General features: G+C 58.9%; 20 protein-coding genes and 1 other RNA gene. 15 read left to right on the top strand and 6 right to left on the bottom strand.

Translation table 11 applies throughout. The features are described 5' to 3' along the window. Window positions 1-165: 165 nt before the first annotated feature. A complete protein-coding gene (locus MM194_RS09215; RefSeq protein WP_033129262.1) occupies window positions 166-1266 on the top strand; it encodes a beta-N-acetylglucosaminidase domain-containing protein in 1101 nt (366 codons plus the stop codon). A gap of 226 nt (window positions 1267-1492) precedes the next feature. Here MM194_RS09215 and MM194_RS09210 read toward each other — a convergent pair whose 3' ends face one another. Beyond that, window positions 1493-2125 (bottom strand): LysE family translocator, encoded by a 633-nt coding sequence (locus MM194_RS09210; protein WP_033129261.1) that lies wholly within the window; start codon window positions 2123-2125, stop codon window positions 1493-1495. Window positions 2126-2290: 165 nt separating this feature from the next. Between MM194_RS09210 and MM194_RS09205 the strand changes: the two genes are divergently transcribed. The 3 genes from MM194_RS09205 to MM194_RS09195 all read left to right on the top strand — a co-directional run bounded on the left by MM194_RS09205 (window position 2291) and on the right by MM194_RS09195 (window position 5003). Further along, a complete protein-coding gene (locus MM194_RS09205; RefSeq protein WP_241343405.1) occupies window positions 2291-3913 on the top strand; it encodes a methyl-accepting chemotaxis protein in 1623 nt (540 codons plus the stop codon). Window positions 3914-4087: 174 nt separating this feature from the next. Further along, window positions 4088-4618 carry a DUF1523 family protein gene (locus tag MM194_RS09200; protein WP_033129259.1) on the top strand — a complete coding sequence of 177 codons (531 nt, stop codon included), beginning with the start codon at window positions 4088-4090 and terminating at the stop codon, window positions 4616-4618. A gap of 88 nt (window positions 4619-4706) precedes the next feature. Continuing rightward, complete coding sequence (locus tag MM194_RS09195; RefSeq protein ID WP_241343404.1) at window positions 4707-5003, top strand: winged helix-turn-helix domain-containing protein; 297 nt, start codon at window positions 4707-4709, stop codon at window positions 5001-5003. A gap of 218 nt (window positions 5004-5221) precedes the next feature. Here MM194_RS09195 and MM194_RS09190 read toward each other — a convergent pair whose 3' ends face one another. Together MM194_RS09190 and rihA are read right to left on the bottom strand one after the other, a co-directional pair. Further along, window positions 5222-5695, bottom strand: coding sequence for a hypothetical protein (locus MM194_RS09190; protein WP_033129257.1), 474 nt, complete (start codon window positions 5693-5695; stop codon window positions 5222-5224). A gap of 33 nt (window positions 5696-5728) precedes the next feature. Then, entirely contained in the window at window positions 5729-6664 is a 936-nt protein-coding gene (rihA, locus tag MM194_RS09185; protein WP_241343403.1) for a pyrimidine-specific ribonucleoside hydrolase RihA, read from the bottom strand. 228 nt (window positions 6665-6892) lie between these two features. On the opposite strand from rihA, the gene MM194_RS09180 reads away from it, so the two are divergent. Further along, the gene (locus MM194_RS09180; RefSeq protein WP_241343402.1) at window positions 6893-7591 is read left to right on the top strand and encodes an RluA family pseudouridine synthase; all 699 of its coding nucleotides are present in this window, start codon (window positions 6893-6895) and stop codon (window positions 7589-7591) included. A gap of 222 nt (window positions 7592-7813) precedes the next feature. Here the strand turns inward: MM194_RS09180 and udp are convergent, their stop codons facing one another. Further along, window positions 7814-8569, bottom strand: a complete 756-nt coding sequence (gene udp / locus MM194_RS09175) for a uridine phosphorylase (RefSeq protein ID WP_033129254.1) — start codon at window positions 8567-8569, stop codon at window positions 7814-7816. Window positions 8570-8962: 393 nt separating this feature from the next. Here udp and yiaY point away from each other — a divergent pair, with 393 nt between their 5' ends. The 3 genes from yiaY to MM194_RS09160 all read left to right on the top strand — a co-directional run bounded on the left by yiaY (window position 8963) and on the right by MM194_RS09160 (window position 11297). After that, window positions 8963-10114: an L-threonine dehydrogenase gene (yiaY, locus tag MM194_RS09170; protein WP_241343401.1), complete on the top strand. Its 1152-nt coding sequence runs from the start codon at window positions 8963-8965 to the stop codon at window positions 10112-10114. A gap of 134 nt (window positions 10115-10248) precedes the next feature. Beyond that, window positions 10249-10587 carry an outer membrane protein assembly factor BamE gene (locus MM194_RS09165; RefSeq protein WP_005325779.1) on the top strand — a complete coding sequence of 113 codons (339 nt, stop codon included), beginning with the start codon at window positions 10249-10251 and terminating at the stop codon, window positions 10585-10587. 74 nt (window positions 10588-10661) lie between these two features. Then, window positions 10662-11297, top strand: a complete 636-nt coding sequence (locus MM194_RS09160; protein WP_241343400.1) for an NAD(P)H-binding protein — start codon at window positions 10662-10664, stop codon at window positions 11295-11297. Window positions 11298-11402: 105 nt separating this feature from the next. On the opposite strand, the gene MM194_RS09155 is transcribed toward MM194_RS09160, so the two are convergent. Beyond that, on the bottom strand, window positions 11403-11762 hold the full coding sequence (locus MM194_RS09155) for an RnfH family protein (protein ID WP_241343399.1): 360 nt from the start codon (window positions 11760-11762) through the stop codon (window positions 11403-11405). Continuing rightward, window positions 11755-12189 (bottom strand): SRPBCC family protein, encoded by a 435-nt coding sequence (locus tag MM194_RS09150; protein ID WP_033129250.1) that lies wholly within the window; start codon window positions 12187-12189, stop codon window positions 11755-11757. The genes MM194_RS09155 and MM194_RS09150 overlap by 8 nt, the downstream gene beginning before the upstream one ends. 249 nt (window positions 12190-12438) lie before the next feature. Between MM194_RS09150 and smpB the strand changes: the two genes are divergently transcribed. From smpB to MM194_RS09115, 7 genes are all read left to right on the top strand, one after another. Beyond that, window positions 12439-12927, top strand: a complete 489-nt coding sequence (smpB, locus tag MM194_RS09145; RefSeq protein WP_033129249.1) for an SsrA-binding protein SmpB — start codon at window positions 12439-12441, stop codon at window positions 12925-12927. A 122-nt stretch (window positions 12928-13049) separates the two neighbouring features. Beyond that, window positions 13050-13409, top strand: a transfer-messenger RNA (tmRNA) gene (gene ssrA / locus MM194_RS09140). A 178-nt stretch (window positions 13410-13587) separates the two neighbouring features. Continuing rightward, entirely contained in the window at window positions 13588-14871 is a 1284-nt protein-coding gene (locus MM194_RS09135) for an integrase domain-containing protein (RefSeq protein WP_241343398.1), read from the top strand. A 108-nt stretch (window positions 14872-14979) separates the two neighbouring features. Beyond that, complete coding sequence (locus MM194_RS09130) at window positions 14980-15885, top strand: hypothetical protein (RefSeq protein WP_241343397.1); 906 nt, start codon at window positions 14980-14982, stop codon at window positions 15883-15885. 223 nt (window positions 15886-16108) lie between these two features. Further along, the gene (locus MM194_RS09125) at window positions 16109-16345 is read left to right on the top strand and encodes an AlpA family transcriptional regulator (RefSeq protein ID WP_241343396.1); all 237 of its coding nucleotides are present in this window, start codon (window positions 16109-16111) and stop codon (window positions 16343-16345) included. A 195-nt stretch (window positions 16346-16540) separates the two neighbouring features. After that, complete coding sequence (locus MM194_RS09120) at window positions 16541-17185, top strand: hypothetical protein (RefSeq protein ID WP_241343395.1); 645 nt, start codon at window positions 16541-16543, stop codon at window positions 17183-17185. Next, complete coding sequence (locus tag MM194_RS09115) at window positions 17185-19443, top strand: DUF927 domain-containing protein (protein ID WP_241343394.1); 2259 nt, start codon at window positions 17185-17187, stop codon at window positions 19441-19443. Before MM194_RS09120 ends, MM194_RS09115 begins: the two co-directional genes overlap by 1 nt. Window positions 19444-19569: the final 126 nt, after the last annotated feature.

The raw sequence follows: 19569 nt of genomic DNA, 5'->3' as shown, positions 1-19569 counted from the left end.
GGTCATCTTGAATAAAAGCCACCCAGCGCCAGCTGGCCAGCATGGGGTGAACGCAGCGCAGCAACCGCGCGTTGTAGTGATAATAAGGTTCAGAGCAGCACATATTCCTGATTCATGGCCTCTTGCAAGACGGTGAACAGGTTTTCAGCGAGAAGGGAGTCGATTATGCCTTACCAAACCCTGTTGTCAGATCTCACCCCTCCCTCGCCCAAACTGGGCCTGATCGAGGGCTTCTTCGGCAAGGGCTGGAGCTGGGACGCCCGCGCCCGCTACGCCCAGTGGCTGCCCCGCCACGGCTACGGCTTCTATATCTACGCGCCAAAAGAAGATGGTTATCTGCGCAAGCACTGGGCCCAGCCCTGGCCCGCACAGCAGCTCGACGATCTGCGTCGCCTCGCCCAGCAGTGCCGTGACAACGGCCTCGCCTTCGGGGTGGGCCTGAGCCCCATGGGCGCCCATCACGACTACGCGCACAAGCGCCCGGCCCTGCTGGAGAAGCTGCGAGTCATCGAGCAGGAGCTCAAGCCCGATATCCTGGCGGTGCTGTTTGACGACATGAAGGGGGACACCCCGGATCTCGCCCACTGGCAGCTCACCATGGCCCACGACATCGCGGCCCACACCCAGGCCAGCCGGCTGCTGTTCTGCCCCAGCTACTACTCCACGGATCCCGTGCTGGAGAAGGTGTTCGGCGCCATGCCCCCCCACTATCTGACGGATCTCGGCCAGGGGCTGGATCGCCGCTTCGACATCTTCTGGACCGGCCCCAAGGTCTGCTCCAGCGAATACCCGGCGACGCACCTCAAGCAGGCCGCCGACTGGCTGCACCGCAAGCCCTTCCTGTGGGACAACTACCCGGTCAACGACGGCAGCAAGGCCAGCAGCTTCCTGCACCTGCGCGCCTTCGAGAACCGCACCGAGCTGGCCGATCTGGTGGCCGGCCACGCGGTCAACCCCATGAAGCAGGCCGCGCTCTCCGTGCTGCCGCTCGCCACCCTGCCGGTGTGCTACAAGCTCGGCAGGCAGTACGATCCGGACAAGGCGCTGCACGCCTCCCTCAATGCCACCTGCGGCCCGCAGATCTCCGCCATGATCCAGGCCGACTTGACGCTGTTCCAGGACATCGGCCTGGCCCAGCTCACCCCGGAGCAGGTGATCCACCTCAAGGCTCGCTACCTGCCGTTCCAGGATCAGAGCTGTGTGAACGAGATCCTGCGCTGGCTGGCGGGGGAATACGTATTCGATCCGGACTGCCTGACCGACTAGTCAGAGGCGCCAGCCGCCCACAAAAAAGGCCACCTCCCAAGAGGTGGCCTTTTTGCATGGCTCGCGCCATCAGAACCTGTTCACGACCTGTCACGAGAGGCTGTCAGCAAGGTGAAGAGCAGCGCAGGAACCGGAGCGTATACAGATACGTGAGCCATTTTTTTCACATAGGCGAGCAGCACATGAGCCTTGATCACGGCCTTGCAGCAAGATCGTGAACAGGTTCTCAGCCGAAGGCCAGCCAGACACCCACAAACAGCATCAGGGAGCCGGCGATGCGGTTCATCAGGGTGACGTTGCCACTTTTGGCGAGGAAGTGGCGCAGGGTGCGGCCACCGCTGGCGTAGAGCAGCAGGCAGGAGAACTCGATGACGAGAATGAGCGTCACCAGGGCACTTATCTGCGGCGCCATCGGCTTGGCCGCGTTGATAAAGGGCGGCAACAGGGAGACCATGAAGGCCCAGCCCTTGGGGTTGGCGATGGCGGTGACGAAGCCCTGCAGCGCCAGCCCGAGCGGCTTGGTCTCCTGCCCGGCCGACAAGTCTGCCGGAATGGCCATCTTGCCCTTGGCCTGCCACATCTGGATGCCGAGCCAGACCAGGTAGGCGCCCCCCACGTACTTGAACGCCGAGAACAGCGCCGGGTAGTTGAGCATGACGGCGGCCACCCCGACCACCGACAGCACCGAGACCAGTCCGACCCCGATCAGCTCCCCCCACATCATGTGCAGGGTGCGGCGCACCCCCAGGCTCATGCCGAGGGTCATCGCCAGGGTCATGCACATGCCCGGCGTGACAGAGACAAAAAAGAACGTGGGAACAAATAACGCCAGAATGGCGGGATCAATCCAGTCAGACACACTACACCTCCATGCCAATAACCCGGTGATCTTGCCTATCACACTCTTTTAACACAAGAAAAAACCTTTTCCCCCGGTCCGGTTTCAACCATAAAAACCCTGTGACAGCCCTTGTCGCGCCTGTGTAAGATGCCGTTTCACTCCTCTTTTGGGTTAGGATTTTTCATGTCGTTGAATACCCTGTCTATCCGTCTTCAAGTTCTCATCCCCCTACTGCTTGCCAGCCTGCTGATGATCCTCATGGTCGGGATCAGCAAGCAGGAGATAGACAGCGCCATCGGAGACATGAATCAGACCACCGCCAGCGTCACCCGTCACAAGGACGACATCGCCGCCCTGATCCACGCGACCTACCGGCTGCGCACCAATGCCATCTATGGCCTCTACGATCAGCAGCGCTTTGCCCAGTTGCCGAGCGCGCTCGATGCCGCCGAGCAGGAGATAGACGCCATCCTGGCCCGGCTGGTGATAACCGGCGCCGAGCAGGACAATCGCCAGGTGGCCATGGCCCTGCAGGCCTACCTCAGCCACACCCGCAACAACATGCTGCCGCTGCTGGCCCGGCAATATCAGGGGAACGGCGATAGCGCCGCCTACGAACAGTCCCGGCTGCGCTTTCGCGATCTGGGGGAGCAGCTGATCAAGGAGATCGACAGCATGTCGGCCCACGTCAATCAGCTGATCCTGGCCGACATTGCCGAGGAAGAGGCGCACTACCACGCCACCCTGCTGCGGACTCTGCTGCTGATGGGAGGCACCCTGCTCGCGGCGCTGCTCGGTGGCTGGTGGTTGTCCGGCCAGATAGTGCGTCCCATCGGCCAGTTGCAGGAGGTGATGCGCGCCGTCGCCCAGGGCCGCTTCAACGTGCGGGCCAAAGCCGAGGGCAACAACGAGCTGAGCCAGCTGGCCAGGGACATCAACCAGACCCTGACGCAGCTCGGTAGCACCATCCACACCCTGACCGGCATCAGCGGCAACGTGGCGTCCGCCGCCACCGAGCTCGCCGCCGTCATGACCCAGTCCGAGGCCAATGCCCAGCAGCAGCGCAGCGAGACCGAGCAGGTCGCCTCCGCCGTCACCGAGCTGGCCAGCACCGCCGACAACGTCAACCACAACGCCGCCCTGGCCGACGAGCTGGCGCGGGACGCCAACAACCGAGTCGAACAGGGTCTGGCGCTGTTCGCCAAGAGCATCCAGGCCAACAGCCGGATGGCGGGGAGCCTGGAGAGCGCCGCCGCCGTGGTGGCGCGGCTCAAGTCCCAGTCCGAGCAGATTGGCAAGGTGATCGAAGTCATTCAGGGCATCTCGGAGCAGACCAATCTGCTGGCCCTGAACGCCGCCATCGAGGCCGCGCGCGCCGGTGAAACCGGCCGTGGCTTCGCGGTGGTGGCCGACGAGGTACGCCTGCTGGCGGCCCGCACCAAGGACTCCACCAAGGAGATCCAGGTCATCATAGAGCAGTTGCAGAGCCAGTCCCTGTCGGCCAACAGCGGGGTGCAGGAGACCCTCGAGATCCTGAGCCACAACCAGCAACTCTCCGCCGAGGTGCAGGCGCTGCTCGGCGGCATCACCCAGGCGGTCAACCAGATCAACGGCGCCAATGCCCAGGTGGCCACCGCCGCCGAGGAGCAATCCTGCGTCACCGCCGACATCAGCCGCAACATCACCAACATCCACGAGATAGTGAACCAGAACGTGGCGGGCATCAGCCAGAGCGCCGCCGCCAGTCACGAACTGTCACAGCTCGCCGAGCAGCAACGCAAGCAACTGTCCCAATTCCAGCTGTAATCGCCCCTTGGGGTGACGCTCGGGCCCCGTACCCTGGGCCCGGGTCTCTGTGGCCCCCGACTTCTCTTCGTTTTAAATGACTCTTTTGATTTTAAGGTGCCATTAGGGACTGGGCGCCATGCTTAAATATGGGTATGGTAGAGGCACGTCATTCCCCCTCACCTAGAGAATCCCATGAGCCTGAAGTTCAAGAAACCCGCTTTTATCGCCCTGGGCCTCGTCGCCCTGCTCTCCGCGCTCTGGCTCGATTTCTATCTGCCGGAGCACACCATCGCCACCATCACCGGGGTCGAGGTGAAGCGCACCGACAAGGACGGCCCCATCAGCCAGAAGAACCCGGCCGATGGCCCTACAGTCGATGTCTATTACATCTACACCGAGCGCCCCGGCGAGAAGATCCGGGTGTTCCGCAACGAGGATACCCTCTGGGGCTGGCCCTTCTACTTCAAGTTCAATGCCGCCGACGTCCAGGCCAAGGCCAAGTCCATGGAGTTCGAGAAACGCCTCGCCATCATCACCTCCTACGGCTGGCGCGTGAACATGTTCTCCCTGTTCCCGAACGTCACCAAGATCGAGAGCACCCAGCCCGACGCCTCCACCTGGAGCTTCTTCCGCTGGTTCTGGTTCGGCATCTGGGCCCTGGTGATGGGCAAGGCCGCCATCGCCACCTGGCGTTACTTCGACCGTCTCGAGGACGAGATATGATCGACTCAGGCAAAAACGGCGCCAGCGGCCTGCAGCGATGGCATATGGCGGCTTGTCCGGTCAGCCAGGCAAATCTCGGGGATAGACAATGACAGAGCCGAGCAAGACTCGCACCAGCTTCTACCGTCGGCTCTATGTCGCCCACCTGATAAGCCAAGGCACCGACACCATCCCGACCATCATGGCGGCGACCGGCATGCCGCGGCGCACCGCTCAGGACACCCTGGCCGCCCTGGCCGAGCTCGACATCCTCTGCGCCTTCGAGCAGACCGAGGGGGCGCGCCACCTGCAGGGCCACTATCGCATCAGCGACTGGGGGCCCATCAATCCTGACTGGATCGCCGCCAATCTGCCCGTTATCAAGGAAACGCTCGGCTATCCCTGAATACAGAACGCGGGCGGCTCATTGTCGTGTCAGCGACCGGGGAGCATCGTTCAACCCTGACTGGATCGCCGCCAATTTGCCCGTTATCAAACAGACGCTGGATTATCCCTGAATGATGAACAGCCCCCTGCCGTACCGGTGACTGGGGAACATAAACAGAGAGGGGAGCCATGGCTCCCCTCTCTCGTCTCTGGTCGTAGCGATGCTCGCCCCGGCGCCTACTCCTCCGGGAACGGCTCCTCCGGCAGCGGCTCCGACGACTCCCCCTTGGTGCAGTCGATGATGGTGCGCTTGGGGTTGTTGGGATCCCGCAGCAGCAGAGGGGCCTCCCCGAGATCATGCTTGCGCTCATCGCTGAACTCGCTGCCATAGGCGTTGTGTGTCAGCCGGCGCGCGTTGGCGATGGGGGTATCGACGAAGAGGGCGTGCACCTCGAAGGTCGAGGCCGGGATGAGAAACCCGGTGATGGGCAGGCCGTGCAACTCCTGATGGGTCTTGTACCAGGCGAAGCCGTCCGTCACCTTGTCGGGGGTGAAGGTCTTGAGCTGCGGATGGGACGGCTCACCCGTCTCGCTGTCGAGATGGAGCTGATCCAGATCACAGGTTGCCAGCCCCTGCCACATCGACTCGAATGGCGTGGCGCACCCCGTCAGTTGTACGCAGGCCAGCAGTGCCAGCGACGATTTGTACATTTCCCATCCCTTCTCTCAATAATGCAATGGCGGTCAGCCAAAAGCCCGCAGTCGTTCGACCAGCAGATCGATAAAGCCCGCACGGTCCAGTCCCAGCAACACCAGGGCATTGGCCGGTTTGCCGGTCAGGCCGTAGCGATCCACCACCGTCATGCCGGTAGTATGTGCGCCACTGGTTTCGATATCGACCCGGCACTCGACCCCGTGAAACAGGGCGGGAGCCAGCAACCAGGCAATGGTACAGGGGTCATGCAGCGGTGCACCAGCAAATCCCCACTTGGGATCCCTATGGTAGATCATGAAGAAGTCGAGCAAGCCAGCCACGCACTGGGCCACCGGATTGGCAATGGCGCGTACCCGCTCGATATCCCCATCCATCACCTGGGCCTCATGGGTCACATCCAGCCCGCACAGGGTGATGGGGATGCCGGACTTGAACACCATATCGGCCGCTTCCGGGTCCACATAAATATTGAATTCCGCCGCCGGGGTCCAGTTGCCCGCCCCGGCGGCGCCCCCCATCAGCACGATGCGGCCTATCTTGTGGTGCAGCTCGGGATGCGCCGCCAGCAGCAGGGCGATGTTGGTGAGCGGGCCGGTCGGCACCAGGGTGACCGGCTCCGGGCTCTCGCGCAGGGATTTGGCCATCAATTCGAGGCCCGTCATGGCTTGCGGGGCAAAGGCAGGATCCGGCAACCTGGGGCCATCGAGGCCCGACTCGCCGTGGACGTTGTCGGCAATGATGAGCTCGCGCATCAGCGGTTTCGGCGCCCCCGCTGCCACCGGAATATCGTCACGCCCGAGCAGGGTCAGGATGCGCAGGGCATTGTTGAGGGTCTTGTCCGGCGTCTGGTTGCCGGCACTGGTGGTGACCGCCAGCACCTTGAGTTCGGGGCTCGCCAGCGCCAGTATGAGGGCGATGGCATCATCGTGGCCGGGATCACAATCAAGCATAACGGGCAACGCCATGGACAGACTCCTTACAACATGACAGGGAGCCCTACCTTAACAAGCAAGCCCCGGATGAACTCGGGAAGGGGTCACAAAACGGCGCCCTTCCCACTTTTAAACCACTGAATTATCAAGCTGTTGAACGAATTATCCCCGCTTATCCCATCGAACGGTGCAAACAGCCGAGTCGCCCCGCGCAGCCGGTTCGAGTATGATCGCCCCCCCCCTTTCCAGCCCGTGCGCCCTATGTCTGCCATCGTCGACACCTTTATCGCCCCCCCTTGCCACGCCAGCATCGGGATCCTCCATGAGGATGAACACCTGCTGATCATCGACAAGCCGAGCGGCCTGCTCAGCCTCTCGGGCAAGAACCCGCAGAACCTCGACTCGGTGCACTATCGGCTGGTACAGGATTTCCCCGGGTGCACCCTGGTGCATCGCCTCGACTTTGGCACCTCGGGCCTCATGGTGGTGGCCAGGAACAAGGCCATCAACGCCCAGCTCTGTCACCAGTTCAGCCAGCGCGCCGTGGCCAAGGCGTACAGCGCCCTGCTCTGCGGCCACCTGGCCGAAGACGAGGGACTGATCGACGCCCCCATCGCCAAGGATCCGGCGCTGTTTCCGCTGATGAAGATCTGCCCCCAAAGCGGCAAGCCCGCTCGCTCCCGCTATCGGGTGCAAGAGCGGCTCACCCGCCAACAAGAGCAGGATGAGCCGCTGGCGCTGACCCGGGTGCGGCTCGTGCCCGAGACCGGCCGCACCCACCAGCTGCGTATCCACTGCCAGCAACTGGGGCATCCCATCCTGGGCTGCGATCTCTATGGCGGCCTGGTGCTGCCAGGCACAGCACACACCCCAAGGCTGATGCTGCACGCGAGCGAGCTCGACTTCATCCACCCGCTGAGCGGTGAGCCGATGGCGGCGCGATCTGCCCGTCCGTTCTAACTACGGCAAAAAAATGAAAGCAGGGAAAAGAGAGTCGACTTCATCCATCCGCTGAGCGATGAGCCCGTGGCGGCGAGATATGCCAGTCCATTTTAATTCAGCAGAGGAAGTGATGGCTGGGGAGCGAATGACGGGACAAACGATGGCTATCTTGATAAACGGCAGATAAAGATAGGGGCCGCGCTTTCGCAACGGCCCCCACCCCCCACACTGTGTGGTGCGTCAGATCAGCTTGCGGGCGGCGCCCAGCACGATCTTGATCGCATCAGATTCGGTTTTTGCCATGGTGGCCGCACTCGGGATCTCTTGCTGGGTGCGGTTGACGATGATACCCGCCACCATACCGGCGCGCAGGCCCTGGCTGGCACACATGGTCAACAGGGTGGCAGACTCCATCTCGAAGTTCAGCACGCCCATGGATTGCCACTCCTTCATGGAGCCCTGGAAGCGGTTCACCACGCGGCCGGAGAAGGTGTCGTAACGCTCCTGGCCCGGGTAGAAAGTATCGGACGAGGCGGTGACGCCCACGTGCAGCTTGGAGCCCAGCTCCTTGGCGGTCTCGACCAGCGCAGTGGTGCACTCGAAGTCGGCAACGGCCGGGAATTCCATCGGTGCGAAGTGCAGGCTGGCACCGTCGAGGCGCACTGAGCCGGTGGTGACGATCACGTCGCCCACATTCAGGTGCGGCTGGATGGCGCCTGTGGTGCCGATGCGCAGGAAGGTGCGGATGCCCAGCTGTGCCAGCTCTTCTACCGCGATGGAGGTGGACGGGCCACCGATACCGGTAGAGCAGATGATCACGGCGGTGCCGCCCATTTCACCACGCCAGGTAGTGAATTCACGATGGCTGGCCAGGTGCACCGGGTTATCCAACAGCTCTGCGATGCGCTTCACGCGCTCGGGGTCACCGGGGACGATCGCCAGGGTGGCGCCTTGCAGATCAGCTTTCTTCAAACCCAAGTGAAAAACATCAGACATAGTGGACTCCTGGTTGCTCCCCACCAGCATGGTCAGGGGGCAAGTTAAGATGATTCTTTATGATACTTTCAAGCCTGCTCTCCCCTCATTCGGGGAGGCGCCAACTATGGTCGAAAGCGCTTTCCAATTCCTTGAAGCTCCTCACACTTCCACGCATTGACAGTCACAAATTCTACGCAAAACGTTTGCTAACTTGATGAATTTCCTGAAAAACGTTTTTCTTCTCTCCGCTCGCTCCAGCCCCTTGTCAAGCCCTCGCTACCACGATTCGGCCAGAGCGCGATCGAGTCCACAAAGTTGTAAATCAGATACTATTGACCCCTTCGCATCGCCTCATCTGCTGTTATGTTGGCGCCCGTATACCACTTAATGGCTAATCATACGGAGTCCATCATGGCGACATTCAAATTCTACATTCCCGCGGTCAACCTGATGGGAGCGGGCTGCCTGCAAGAGGCGGCAGCCGATATCAAGGGCCATGGTTTTCGCAAGGCGCTGATCGTCACCGACAAGGTGCTGAGCCAGATCGGCGTGGTGGCCAGGGTCGCCGCCCTGCTGGCGGAGCATGGCATCGCGAGCGCTGTCTTCGACGAGACCAAACCCAATCCCACCATGACCAACGTCGAGCAGGGGCTGGCCATGCTCAAGGCCCACGGCTGTGATTGCGTTATTTCACTGGGCGGCGGCTCGCCTCACGACTGCGCCAAGGGCATCGCCCTGGTGGCCACCAACGGCGGCAGCATCGCGGATTACGAAGGGGTGGATCGCTCAGCCAAGCCGCAACTGCCGCTCATCGCCATCAACACCACCGCCGGTACCGCCTCCGAGATGACGCGTTTTTGCATCATCACCGACGAGGCCCGCCACGTGAAGATGGCCATCGTCGACAAGCACGTCACCCCGCTGATGTCGGTCAACGATCCCGAGCTGATGCTGGCCAAGCCCGCCGGCCTCACCGCCGCCACCGGCATGGATGCCCTGACCCACGCCATCGAGGCCTATGTTTCCATCGCCGCCACCCCGGTCACCGACGCCAGCGCCATCATGGCTATTCAGCTGATAGCCAAACACCTGCGCACCGCGGTCAACCAGGGCGACGATCTGCACGCCCGCGAGCAGATGGCCTATGCCCAGTTCCTGGCGGGCATGGCGTTCAACAACGCCAGCCTCGGTTACGTGCACGCCATGGCGCACCAGCTCGGCGGCTTCTACGACCTGCCCCACGGTGTCTGCAATGCGGTGCTGCTGCCCCACGTGCAGGCCTACAACGCTCAGGTGAGTGCCGCTCGCCTCAAGGACGTGGCCCATCACATGGGGGTGGATGTCGGCGCCATGAGCGACGAGCAGGGTGCGGCCGCCGCGATCGATGCTATCCAGCAACTGGCACGGGATGTGAAGATCCCGGCTGGCCTGGAGCAGCTCGGCGTCAGGAGCGATGACTTCGATCTGCTGGCCAGCAACGCCCTGAAAGATGCCTGCGGCTTCACCAACCCCAAGCAGGCGAGCCACGCCGAGATAGTCGCCATCTTCCGCGCCGCCATGTGACCTTTCGCGTATTTGCCAGGGGCCGCCATGCGGCCCTTTTTATTGGCTGAAGGATCAATGGCTTTTTACTTCCGCACAGGGAGTGGGTATGATTTGCCGAGCTAAAAAGACTGTATGGATGATCTGAACCCGATATGCGGATGAAACACCTGATTGCCGCGGCCCTGACCGCCCTCACTCTGTCCGGTTGCAGCCTGGTCTATCGCATCGATATTCCCCAGGGCAACTATGTGGAACAAAAACAGGTCGACAAGCTGCGCCAGGGCATGACCCGCGAGCAGGTCGAGTTCGTGCTGGGTTCCCCCATGCTGCGGGACGGCTTCGATCCCAACACCTGGTACTATCTCTATGAATTCCAGCCAGGGCGCGGTGACAAGGAGCGCAAGGAGCTGACCCTGAACTTCGTGGGTGACCGACTGGCCACCGCCACGGGAGACTTCCCGCTCCCGGCGGCCTTCACCACCCCGCTCTGATATCCCACAAAACCGGCCAAGGCCGGTTTTGTTTTATAGGCTGATAACTGAGCCCATCCCCCGAGGAGATCACTGTGAGCCAGATATTGATAGCCGGCGCCACCGGCCTGATCGGGCGGGAACTCGTCCGCCAACTCAGGCCTGACCATGAGCTGACCCTGCTCTGCCGCACGCCGGGGGAGCCCGCCCCAAACCGGCGCTGGCTGCCGGTGGACTTCGACCAACTGGACGAGGTCGCCCTGCCCGCCCCCGTCGATGTCGCCTTCTGCTGCCTCGGTACCACCCGCAAGGACGCCGGCTCCGATGCGGCGTTTCGCCGGGTGGATCACGACTATGTGCTGGCCTTCGCCGCCCTCGCCCGTCGCCACGGTTGCCGCCGCCTCATCGTCATCTCCAGCCTCGGCGCCAACGCCCGCGCCTCTGCCCTCTATCTGCGTACCAAGGGGGAGGTGGAGCAGGCCCTGCTGACCCAGGACTGGCAGCGACTCGCCATCCTGCGCCCCGCCATGCTGCTCGGCCATCGCCAACCGCCGCGCACGTCAGAGCAAGTCATTCAGGCCATCTATCCGCTGATCAGGCCGCTGCTGCAGGGACCCCTCAGGCGCTGGCGCGCCATCGAGGCGAGCCAGGTGGCCCACGCCATGCGAGTCCTCGCCGAGCAGGATGAGGGTGTCGAGACGGTGGAAAACGAGCGGCTGCTCGTGCTGTGAACCTTTAGTCTTACAGCAGTTCATCCCATATCAGGGATGCAAAGTAGCATCCAATAACAAGAGGCGCCGTGGCGCCTCTTGTTTATACCAACGATGCAACCTGTGTCAGGTCGATTCGGCATCGCCCCGCTTGCGGTGCACATCGGGCCGGCCGCCGGTCACCACGTCGGCACGCCCCTCTTCCTTGGCCTTCTCGGCCCGCTTCTTGCGCATCTCTTTCGGGTCGGCGATCAGCGGCCGGTAGATCTCGATGCGATCCCCTTCCTGCACCGGCTCGGCGCCCTTGACCGGACGGCTGTAGATGCCGAACTTGTTGACCGCGAGATCGATCTCCGGGTGCTTCTGTACTATGCCGGACTGCTCGATGGCGGCCAGTACGCTGGTGCCGGGAGCAACCCGGATACGCAACACGGTCTGCCGCTCTGGCAGGGCATAGGCGACTTCGATATCGAGCAGATCAGACACCGTACACCACCTTGGCGCGGTTGGAGAAGGCGAGCACCATGGAGCCCACCAGATCGCGGAAGATCTGGCCAAAGGCCAGCTCGATCAGCTTGGAGGTAAATTCGAAATCGAGGTCGAACTCCACCTTGCAGGCATCCACATCCAGCGGCGTGAAGGTCCACCAGCCCGCCAGCGTCTTGAAGGGGCCTTCCACCAGCTCCATCTTGATGGTGCGGTTGGCGTCGAGCTGATTGCGGGTGGTGAAGGTCTTGGCGATGCCTGCCTTGGCCACGTCCACCGAGGCCATCATGTAGTCTTCTCCCGTCTCGTGAACGCGGCTACCGACGCAACCGGGCAAGAATTCGGGATAAGCGTGAACGTCGTTGACCAGCCGGAACATTTGTTCTGCGCTGAACATCACCAGGGCACTGCGAGTAATACGGGGCATGGGCTTTCCTCTTCCAATCGGCCCGATTTTACCACCTTGTCAGCCAAAATCACCGCCGAAACGGTCCAGAAAGCCATCACCCGACCAATCGCTCATTTTTTCGCCTTCGTTAATCACGCATACATCTCCTTGCCAGCCAAAATCCCTCCTGGATCGCTCACAAAGCCACCACTCGAGCGGTTGCGCGTTTTACAGCCGCCGCCACCCACGTATAATGCGCCTTCATCAACATTGCCGAAGGCCCCCGTCATGAGCAAAAAGAACAGTAAAAACAAAGCCGGGTCCAGCACCATTGCACTCAACAGAGCCGCCCGCCACGAGTACTTCATCGAAGAGCGCGTGGAAGCCGGTCTGTCCCTGCAAGGGTGGGAAGTGAAATCCCTGCGGGCGGGCAAGGCCAATATCAGCGAAGCCTATGTCATCTTCATGCAGGGTGAAGCCTTCCTGTTTGGCGCCACCTTCCTGCCGCTGAACGCCGCCTCCAGCCACGTGGTCTGCGACCCGACCCGCACCCGCAAACTGCTGCTGAGCCGCCGTGAACTCGACAAGCTCGAAAGCCTGGTGGCACGTCAGGGCTACACCATAGTGCCGCTGGCGCTCTACTGGAAAGAGTGCTGGGTCAAGGTCGAGATCGGCCTGGTGAAGGGCAAGAAAGAACACGACAAGCGGGAAGATACCAAGGCCCGCGAATGGGATCGGGAGAAATCCCGCATCATGAAGAACAAGAACCGCGGTTGATGCCGTGCCACCTGCCGATGAGTGGCGCCCAATAAACCAGCAATCGACCGGCACCAGCCGGTCGATTGCCATCAACGCCTTGCCATGGCAGGATTTTTGCGTACAATCGCTTTTGACAACTTGGGGCTGATTCTGGATTCGACAAGATTCACGAAACCCAAGGTGCATGCCGAGGTGCGGTAGGCCTCGTTAATAAACCGCAAAAAAATAGTCGCAAACGACGAAAACTACGCACTCGCAGCTTAATAACCTGCGCTGAGCCCTTCTCCCCTAGCTTGCCTGTGTCCTAGGGAAACGGAAGGTCATCCTTCACAGGATCGTGTGGAAGTCCTGCTCGGGGCGGAAGCATTAAAACCAATCGAGCTAGTCAATGCGTGGCGTGTCTCTCCGCAGCCTGTTGGCGAATGTAAAGAGTGACTAAGCATGTAGTACCGAGGATGTAGTAATTTTGGACGGGGGTTCAAATCCCCCCAGCTCCACCAAATAATGTTCCGGCCGGGAACGAAGAAGTACAGAAACCCGCATAGCGTAAGGCTTTGCGGGTTTTTTGTTGTCCGTAGAAATCCGAGAAAGTCGATTTAATCCAGCTCTAAAGGTAACATCTGTGGTAACACCACTCTGGTAACACCTACTTTGGTGTTACGTTTGACAGGTAATACCATGAGCAACGACAAACTTAGTGATTCAAGGGTAAGAACAGCAAAGCCTGGGGTACCACCGAAGGCCAAGCCGGGTGAGCCGCTGGTCAAAGAGTACAATTTGGCTGACGGGGACGGGCTTTACCTGAGAGTAAAGCTGAATGGCACTAAACTGTGGCTGTTCAACTACTACCGACCCAGTGACAAGAAGCGTTCGAACATCAGTTTCGGTGCATATCCTGATGTAACACTATCGGCGGCCCGAGAACGGCGGCGAGAAGCCCGCGCCCTGCTGGCCCAAGGCATTGACCCCAAGCTCCACAAAGAAGAACTGCTCGCCACAGCCCAAGCCGAGCAAGAAGCCAGTGCCAACACATTCGAACGCATGGCCAGCAAATGGCTGGAACTGAAACGTCACGACGTATCAGAAGCCTACGCCACAGATTCGTGGCGCTCCCTTGAGCTATATGTGCTGCCCTTCATTGGGGCCATGCCCATCGACCAGATCCGCGCCCCCAGAGTAATCGAGATGCTGCGCCCACTGGAGGCCGATGGAAAACTTGAGACAGTGCGTCGCCTCTGTCAGCGAATCAACGAGATCCTCGACTACAGCGTCAACCACGGCCTGCTCAACGCCAACCCCTGCGCTGCCGTTCGCAAAGTTTTCAAAAAACCAGCCAAAAAGCATATGCCGACCCTCAAGCCGGAAGAATTGCCAGACCTGATGGCTGACATTGCCAATGGACGACTAGACCCCACAACACGCTGCCAAATTGAATGGAGCCTGCATACCTTGGTTCGCCCGGGCGAATCAGCCGGAACTCGCTGGGATGAGATCGACATGGAGGCTAAAGTCTGGAACATCCCCGCAGAACGGATGAAGATGGATCGCCCCCACCGAGTGCCCTTGACACCACAAGCTATATCCCTGCTGGAGCGGATGAGACCTATCAGCGGTCATCGTCCCTTTGTGTTCCCCGGTTACCGTGACCCACTTGGCCATATTAACGATCAGAGCGCGAATGCTGCGCTGAAGCGGCTGGGCTACGGCGGACGGCTGGTGGCTCATGGTTTGCGCTCGCTAGGGAGTACCATCCTGAACGAACAGGGGTTCAACCCGGATGCCATCGAGGCAGCGCTATCTCACGCCGACGAGAACGAGATCCGCCGTGCCTATAACCGATCAGATTACTTCGAGCAGCGGGAGATCATGATGGGCTGGTGGAGCAACCATATAGAACAGGCCAGCCAAGGAAATCTCTCTCTGGCTAGCGGTTTTAGAGCATTGAAGGTGGTGGGCGAATAGCCCCAGCCTGACGACTTGCCGGGTCTATCTCGACGGAGAGAAAAGCGGGAAACCTTGCCCACCTGACCTGGCACTTAATTTCAAGGAAGCGTTAAGGTGACGCGAGTTATGGCAAAAAAAGCCAAAGCCAATAAACAATTTCCTTCCCTTCCCTACTACCCTATAAAACGTGCTGCCAAGACTCTTGGCTGTAAAGTAACTGACATTATTCAGCGTGGGGTCGAACGCGATATTACCCTGATGGTGAATTTTGATCAGTGGGCCGAGCCAGTCTATGGCTGCGTCGAGGACTATAGCAAGCAACCCCCTGACGATGATGGGACAGTTACGCTTAGTGACGGGCGTGCCTGCTATGGTGAAATAGAACCGACAGGCGATGAAAAGGTAGTTTCGGCCCGTCTTGGGGGTATTTGGTGCGTATATTGGCCAGACCTTTATGAGAGCTATGTTGGGCGACCACTGGAGAACCCGCGTTTTTTTGCACGAACAGACATCTTGGCCAAATCCAGTACCATTGACGCCTTTGCCTGTGTCAATGAGATGGACAACCCATTTCCCACCTATTTGATCTCTCAAGAAGACTTTAGATTCTTGGCGAGGGATATTGCCTTTGATGAGTCCCCCCAATATGACAAGGACACACACGAGCAGGCTGCAACTCTTACTGAGCAAGCTACAGAAGTCACCGAGAGGCTACGTCAAGTAGAAGCTCAAGCTGCTGCCCATACCGCAGAGCAAAACCAGCGACTACAACAAGCCGAAGCAGAGAACGCTGTACTAAAGACACAGGTGCGAGTCTTTCGCTACATAACACCACTGCTGGAGCTGGTGGCAGTGGTTCAGGAACGTTATTGGGGCGACAACTGGGATCCAAGCGACAAAAGCTCTCGCTCGACACATAAGCAGATCATTGATTGGTTAATAAAGGAGAAACTTTGCAGCTCAGTCAAGGAGGCCGAAATGGTCTCGCGGGTAGCCAGTCCCGTAGGCTCAGCCCCTGCCAAATCTGTATAGCCGCAGCAGACTGCTCCATTTAATACCCTTAGGGTCTACTTGGAAAAAAACTCAAACAGCCCCACACCCTTAGAGTATGAAACCCAGTAACAGCGAGGGTTGCAGTAACCCTGAGGGTACAAAAACACCGTTACCCTTAGCCCTTAGGGTATTGCCCTAAGGGTGGGTCCCCGTGTTTCTATAGCCCCGTCAATAACGACCGTAACGACGAGGTACAACCATAATGGAAACTCACATTCCCAACAGCTATGAGCTGCACTTTAGTTCAGAATTACGCTATATCCGCATGAAAGAGACTTGCCATAAAACTGGCCTGAGCAAGTCTAGTATCTACGACCTGATGAATGCTGGAGCGTTCCCCAAGACGATCAAGCTGGGTGGCCGCTCTGTGGCATTTGTTGAGGCTGAGGTTAATGCCTGGATGGCTGAACGACTTACTGCCAGTCGTGACCTGAAGTAGCTGAGCGGCGATCAGGCTGCACATTATCTGTGCTCTTTTCCTACTTACAAAGATCCCCAAATCTGGCTACTAACCAGTCAAATAACAGGTTAAATCCATGCAATTTTTAAACTATGGGCTGCTCGCTCACGGGCAAGTTTTGCCAAAAATTCACGCGGCTGTTTCTGTCCTGCGTCCAAGCAAGGGGGTAATAGCATGAAACCTCTATCTAAGGTTCGGACAGAAGCAATCCACACCCAGTTCATCGAGGCATCAAATCTTACTCATGCACTGTATTACGCGTGTGACACCGATAGTAAATATTTGCCCTATTCCAAGCTAGTCACGTTGCTGCATCCGCTTGCTAAGCAACTGCACCAGTTGGAATGTTTTTGCACCCGGACTCGTTGGTCGAAAATAGCTCATCGCATGAACCGTTACTTATCTGTGCTGGTGGAAGTGCTCATAGGTAACCAGATAAACGTCTCCGTAAGCAACCTCACAATATTGCTTGGTCCACTTATTAAGGATTTCAGATTGGTAAAGCAGGAGTACGCCAAGATTGATTCTTCCAGTAGCGTAGCCCAAGAAACCAATCGCAAGCCAGAAGACGCCAAGCAGAAGCTTGAAGAAGCCGAACTGGCCAAGCCGCTACCAAGTCAAAAACAACCTATGCGTGACGTGCTGGTGAACATTTCCCCACCGGAGAACATCAACGATTTGATTGCAAGCGGCCTGACCGGCAAACCGGAAGACATTTGGACGAGGTATCAAGCCTACCTGCCCCCTCATCTGACTCAGGAAGAAGTAAAGATCGCGTATGACTCGTTCATAGTGATGCTTGAGGAGCTCCTCAACTAATGTCAACCGCAACCAAGGGGGGTACTCGCCCCCATTTTGTCACTGATATAGCAGACACGGCGCACGTTGATACCAGTTTTATCAAGTTTTCCGATCTGACGCGCCATGATGTTGTCGTGATCCATACCGGCGAACAGGCGGCCCGTGACGCCGAGCAGCGCAAAGTGTGGCAGCGTGCCCATAATCTGGCAATCGAGGCTGACAACCCCATTGACGCAGAACTTGAGCCGGAACAGGCCTTGAGCGTCTATCCACGTCAGCTTGATGAACCAGTGAAGCTTTGGACGATGGCTGATAAAGACTCAACTAATCGGATAATCGTTCACCAGATTGGCCCGCTCGCCACCGAGAAGGCAAAGCGGCTGGTGATCGAACTGATAAGACAGGCACCCAATACAGTGATATATCGCGGTATCCAAGGTCAGAACGCCGAGCCGTGGCAGTTGGTGGATATTGTGAAGCTGGAGCAGAGCATAGCCGCTGAGTCAGCTGCTGAAATTGTACCGTCTCACCAGGAGGATAATATCGAGGCAGTTGAGGGCCATATGCTAACAGAAGGGTTCGAAATCCGAGGGGAGCATCTCTGTACGTTGATAACTATGGGGCGTGGTGATAACGCGCATCAAGAATGGGTATCTATCTCAAGCCCGATCCATGTGCGTGCTGAGACGTCTGACGAGCACGGGCTTGGTTGTGGTCGGTGGCTGGAGTGGAAAGATCGTGCCGGGCGGGTTCGCCACTGGGCTATGCCTGTCCGTTTACTGGTGTCACGCAACGGTGACGAGGTGTTTGCTACCCTTCTGGATGCTGGCTTGCCGTTCGTAAAGCTGGAACACAAGCGCAAATTAGCTGACTACCTAATGACCTGCCAATCCGACAAACAAATCATCTGCGTGGAGCGTACCGGTTGGTATGGCCACACCTATGTGCTGCCGAGTTGTGCTATTGGGCCGGATGCCGAGGGAGTGATCCTTCAATCTACCGGGTACGTGTCGAACGATTTTACCGAGCGTGGCACTCTGGCTGAATGGCAACAAAAGGTTGCAGCGCGAGCCATTGGCAATAGCCGTCTGTGTTTTGCCCTGTCACTAGCTCTTGCTGCGCCACTGCTGTCACTGGTAGGTATGGAGGGTGGTGGCTTCCACCTCAAAGGTGAGAGTACAGACGGCAAGACGACCATAATGCAGGCTGCAGCCAGCGTCTATGGTGGTAAGAGTTTCTGTCACACTTGGCGAGCCACGGGGAACGCCATTGAAGGGATCGCTTGTCGGCGCAATGATGCTTTGCTCTGTTTGGATGAGATCGGCGAACTGGACGGAAAAGAAGCGGGTGAAGTTGCCTACATGCTGGCGAACGGCCAGGGCAAGGGTCGGGCACAACAGAGTGGTGAGCTAAGAGAGCGTAAGACGTGGCGCTTGCTGTTCCTGAGCACCGGTGAGCTGTCGCTAGAAGATCATGTAGCTAGTAGCGGAAAACGCACTCAAGCAGGTATGGAGGTTCGCGTCATCCAGATCCCGAGCGACACCGGCCAATACGGCGCGTTTGAGCAGTTACATGGCATGGACAGCGGGCGCACCTTTGCCGATACGCTCAAGGCCAACGCCGACCAGCACCACGGTACAGCCTTTCGCGCTCTTCTCGAGGCGCTGGCCGGCAATATGGACGTTTACTGCGAACAGCTCACGGGTGAGATCAAGCGCTTTGCTGACGAATGGACCCCGAAGGGTGCCGGAAATCAGGTTGGCCGAGCTATCAACCGGTTCGCGCTGGTGGCCGCTGCCGGTGAGCTGGCAACAAAGCTGGGGGTAACAGGCTGGCCGGAGGGAGAAGCGATCAAGGCAATCCGTGTCTGCCTCAAAGCATGGCTTGCCGAGCGTGGCCACCTTGGCAATCAAGAGGACGCAGCAACTCTGTACCAGATCCGCCAATTCTTTACCCTGAATCAGAGCCGCTTTGCCGATTGGCACATGCCCAACGTATTACCCCAAAACATGGTTGGCTATCGCAAGACTGAAGGTATCGGTGAAGAATCAGAGGTGGTTTTCTATGTACTGCCGGAGGGGTGGAAAGAGATCACCAAGGGGCGCGATCCCAGAAAAGCCGCTAAGCTGGCAAAGGATAAAGGTTGGATCACCAAGAGCGATAAGGACAAGACCCAAGCCACAATCAAGGTCCCCGGCTCCCGTAAGGCGATAAAGGTGTTTGTCCTTGATTATGGCGTAATCGCCACCAGCGACGACGACACAACGGCCAATTAGGTGCACAGCAGCGGAGAAAGAGAGGAGTCGTTGGCCCCATCACACGACCTTTTCCTCACTCAATTGCCTGAACATGCCTGAAAGGAAAGTATTAGCGCCTGTCAGATAAAGTCATTCACATATTCA

Source organism: Aeromonas sp. MR16 (assembly GCF_022549315.1).
In the GTDB taxonomy this organism is placed as follows: domain Bacteria; phylum Pseudomonadota; class Gammaproteobacteria; order Enterobacterales; family Aeromonadaceae; genus Aeromonas; species Aeromonas aquatica.
Note: the sequence above shows the minus strand (reverse complement) of the source record. Positions and strands in the feature narration are given on the sequence as shown.

Bases quoted from the DNA above. Each gene is read 5' to 3' on its own strand.
- MM194_RS09135 (WP_241343398.1), top strand. From the start codon at position 13,588: ATGAGCAACGACAAACTTAGTGATTCAAGGGTAAGAACAGCAAAGCCT.
- MM194_RS09120 (WP_241343395.1), top strand. From the start codon at position 16,541: ATGAAACCTCTATCTAAGGTTCGGACAGAAGCAATCCACACCCAGTTC.
- udp (WP_033129254.1), bottom strand. From the start codon at position 8,569: ATGTCTGATGTTTTTCACTTGGGTTTGAAGAAAGCTGATCTGCAAGGC.
- MM194_RS09195 (WP_241343404.1), top strand. From the start codon at position 4,707: ATGACAGAGCCGAGCAAGACTCGCACCAGCTTCTACCGTCGGCTCTAT.
- MM194_RS09115 (WP_241343394.1), top strand. From the start codon at position 17,185: ATGTCAACCGCAACCAAGGGGGGTACTCGCCCCCATTTTGTCACTGAT.
- MM194_RS09180 (WP_241343402.1), top strand. From the start codon at position 6,893: ATGTCTGCCATCGTCGACACCTTTATCGCCCCCCCTTGCCACGCCAGC.
- MM194_RS09165 (WP_005325779.1), top strand. From the start codon at position 10,249: ATGCGGATGAAACACCTGATTGCCGCGGCCCTGACCGCCCTCACTCTG.
- smpB (WP_033129249.1), top strand. From the start codon at position 12,439: ATGAGCAAAAAGAACAGTAAAAACAAAGCCGGGTCCAGCACCATTGCA.
- MM194_RS09190 (WP_033129257.1), bottom strand. From the start codon at position 5,695: ATGTACAAATCGTCGCTGGCACTGCTGGCCTGCGTACAACTGACGGGG.
- MM194_RS09150 (WP_033129250.1), bottom strand. From the start codon at position 12,189: ATGCCCCGTATTACTCGCAGTGCCCTGGTGATGTTCAGCGCAGAACAA.
- MM194_RS09215 (WP_033129262.1), top strand. From the start codon at position 166: ATGCCTTACCAAACCCTGTTGTCAGATCTCACCCCTCCCTCGCCCAAA.
- MM194_RS09200 (WP_033129259.1), top strand. From the start codon at position 4,088: ATGAGCCTGAAGTTCAAGAAACCCGCTTTTATCGCCCTGGGCCTCGTC.
- MM194_RS09130 (WP_241343397.1), top strand. From the start codon at position 14,980: ATGGCAAAAAAAGCCAAAGCCAATAAACAATTTCCTTCCCTTCCCTAC.
- rihA (WP_241343403.1), bottom strand. From the start codon at position 6,664: ATGGCGTTGCCCGTTATGCTTGATTGTGATCCCGGCCACGATGATGCC.
- yiaY (WP_241343401.1), top strand. From the start codon at position 8,963: ATGGCGACATTCAAATTCTACATTCCCGCGGTCAACCTGATGGGAGCG.
- MM194_RS09205 (WP_241343405.1), top strand. From the start codon at position 2,291: ATGTCGTTGAATACCCTGTCTATCCGTCTTCAAGTTCTCATCCCCCTA.
- MM194_RS09125 (WP_241343396.1), top strand. From the start codon at position 16,109: ATGGAAACTCACATTCCCAACAGCTATGAGCTGCACTTTAGTTCAGAA.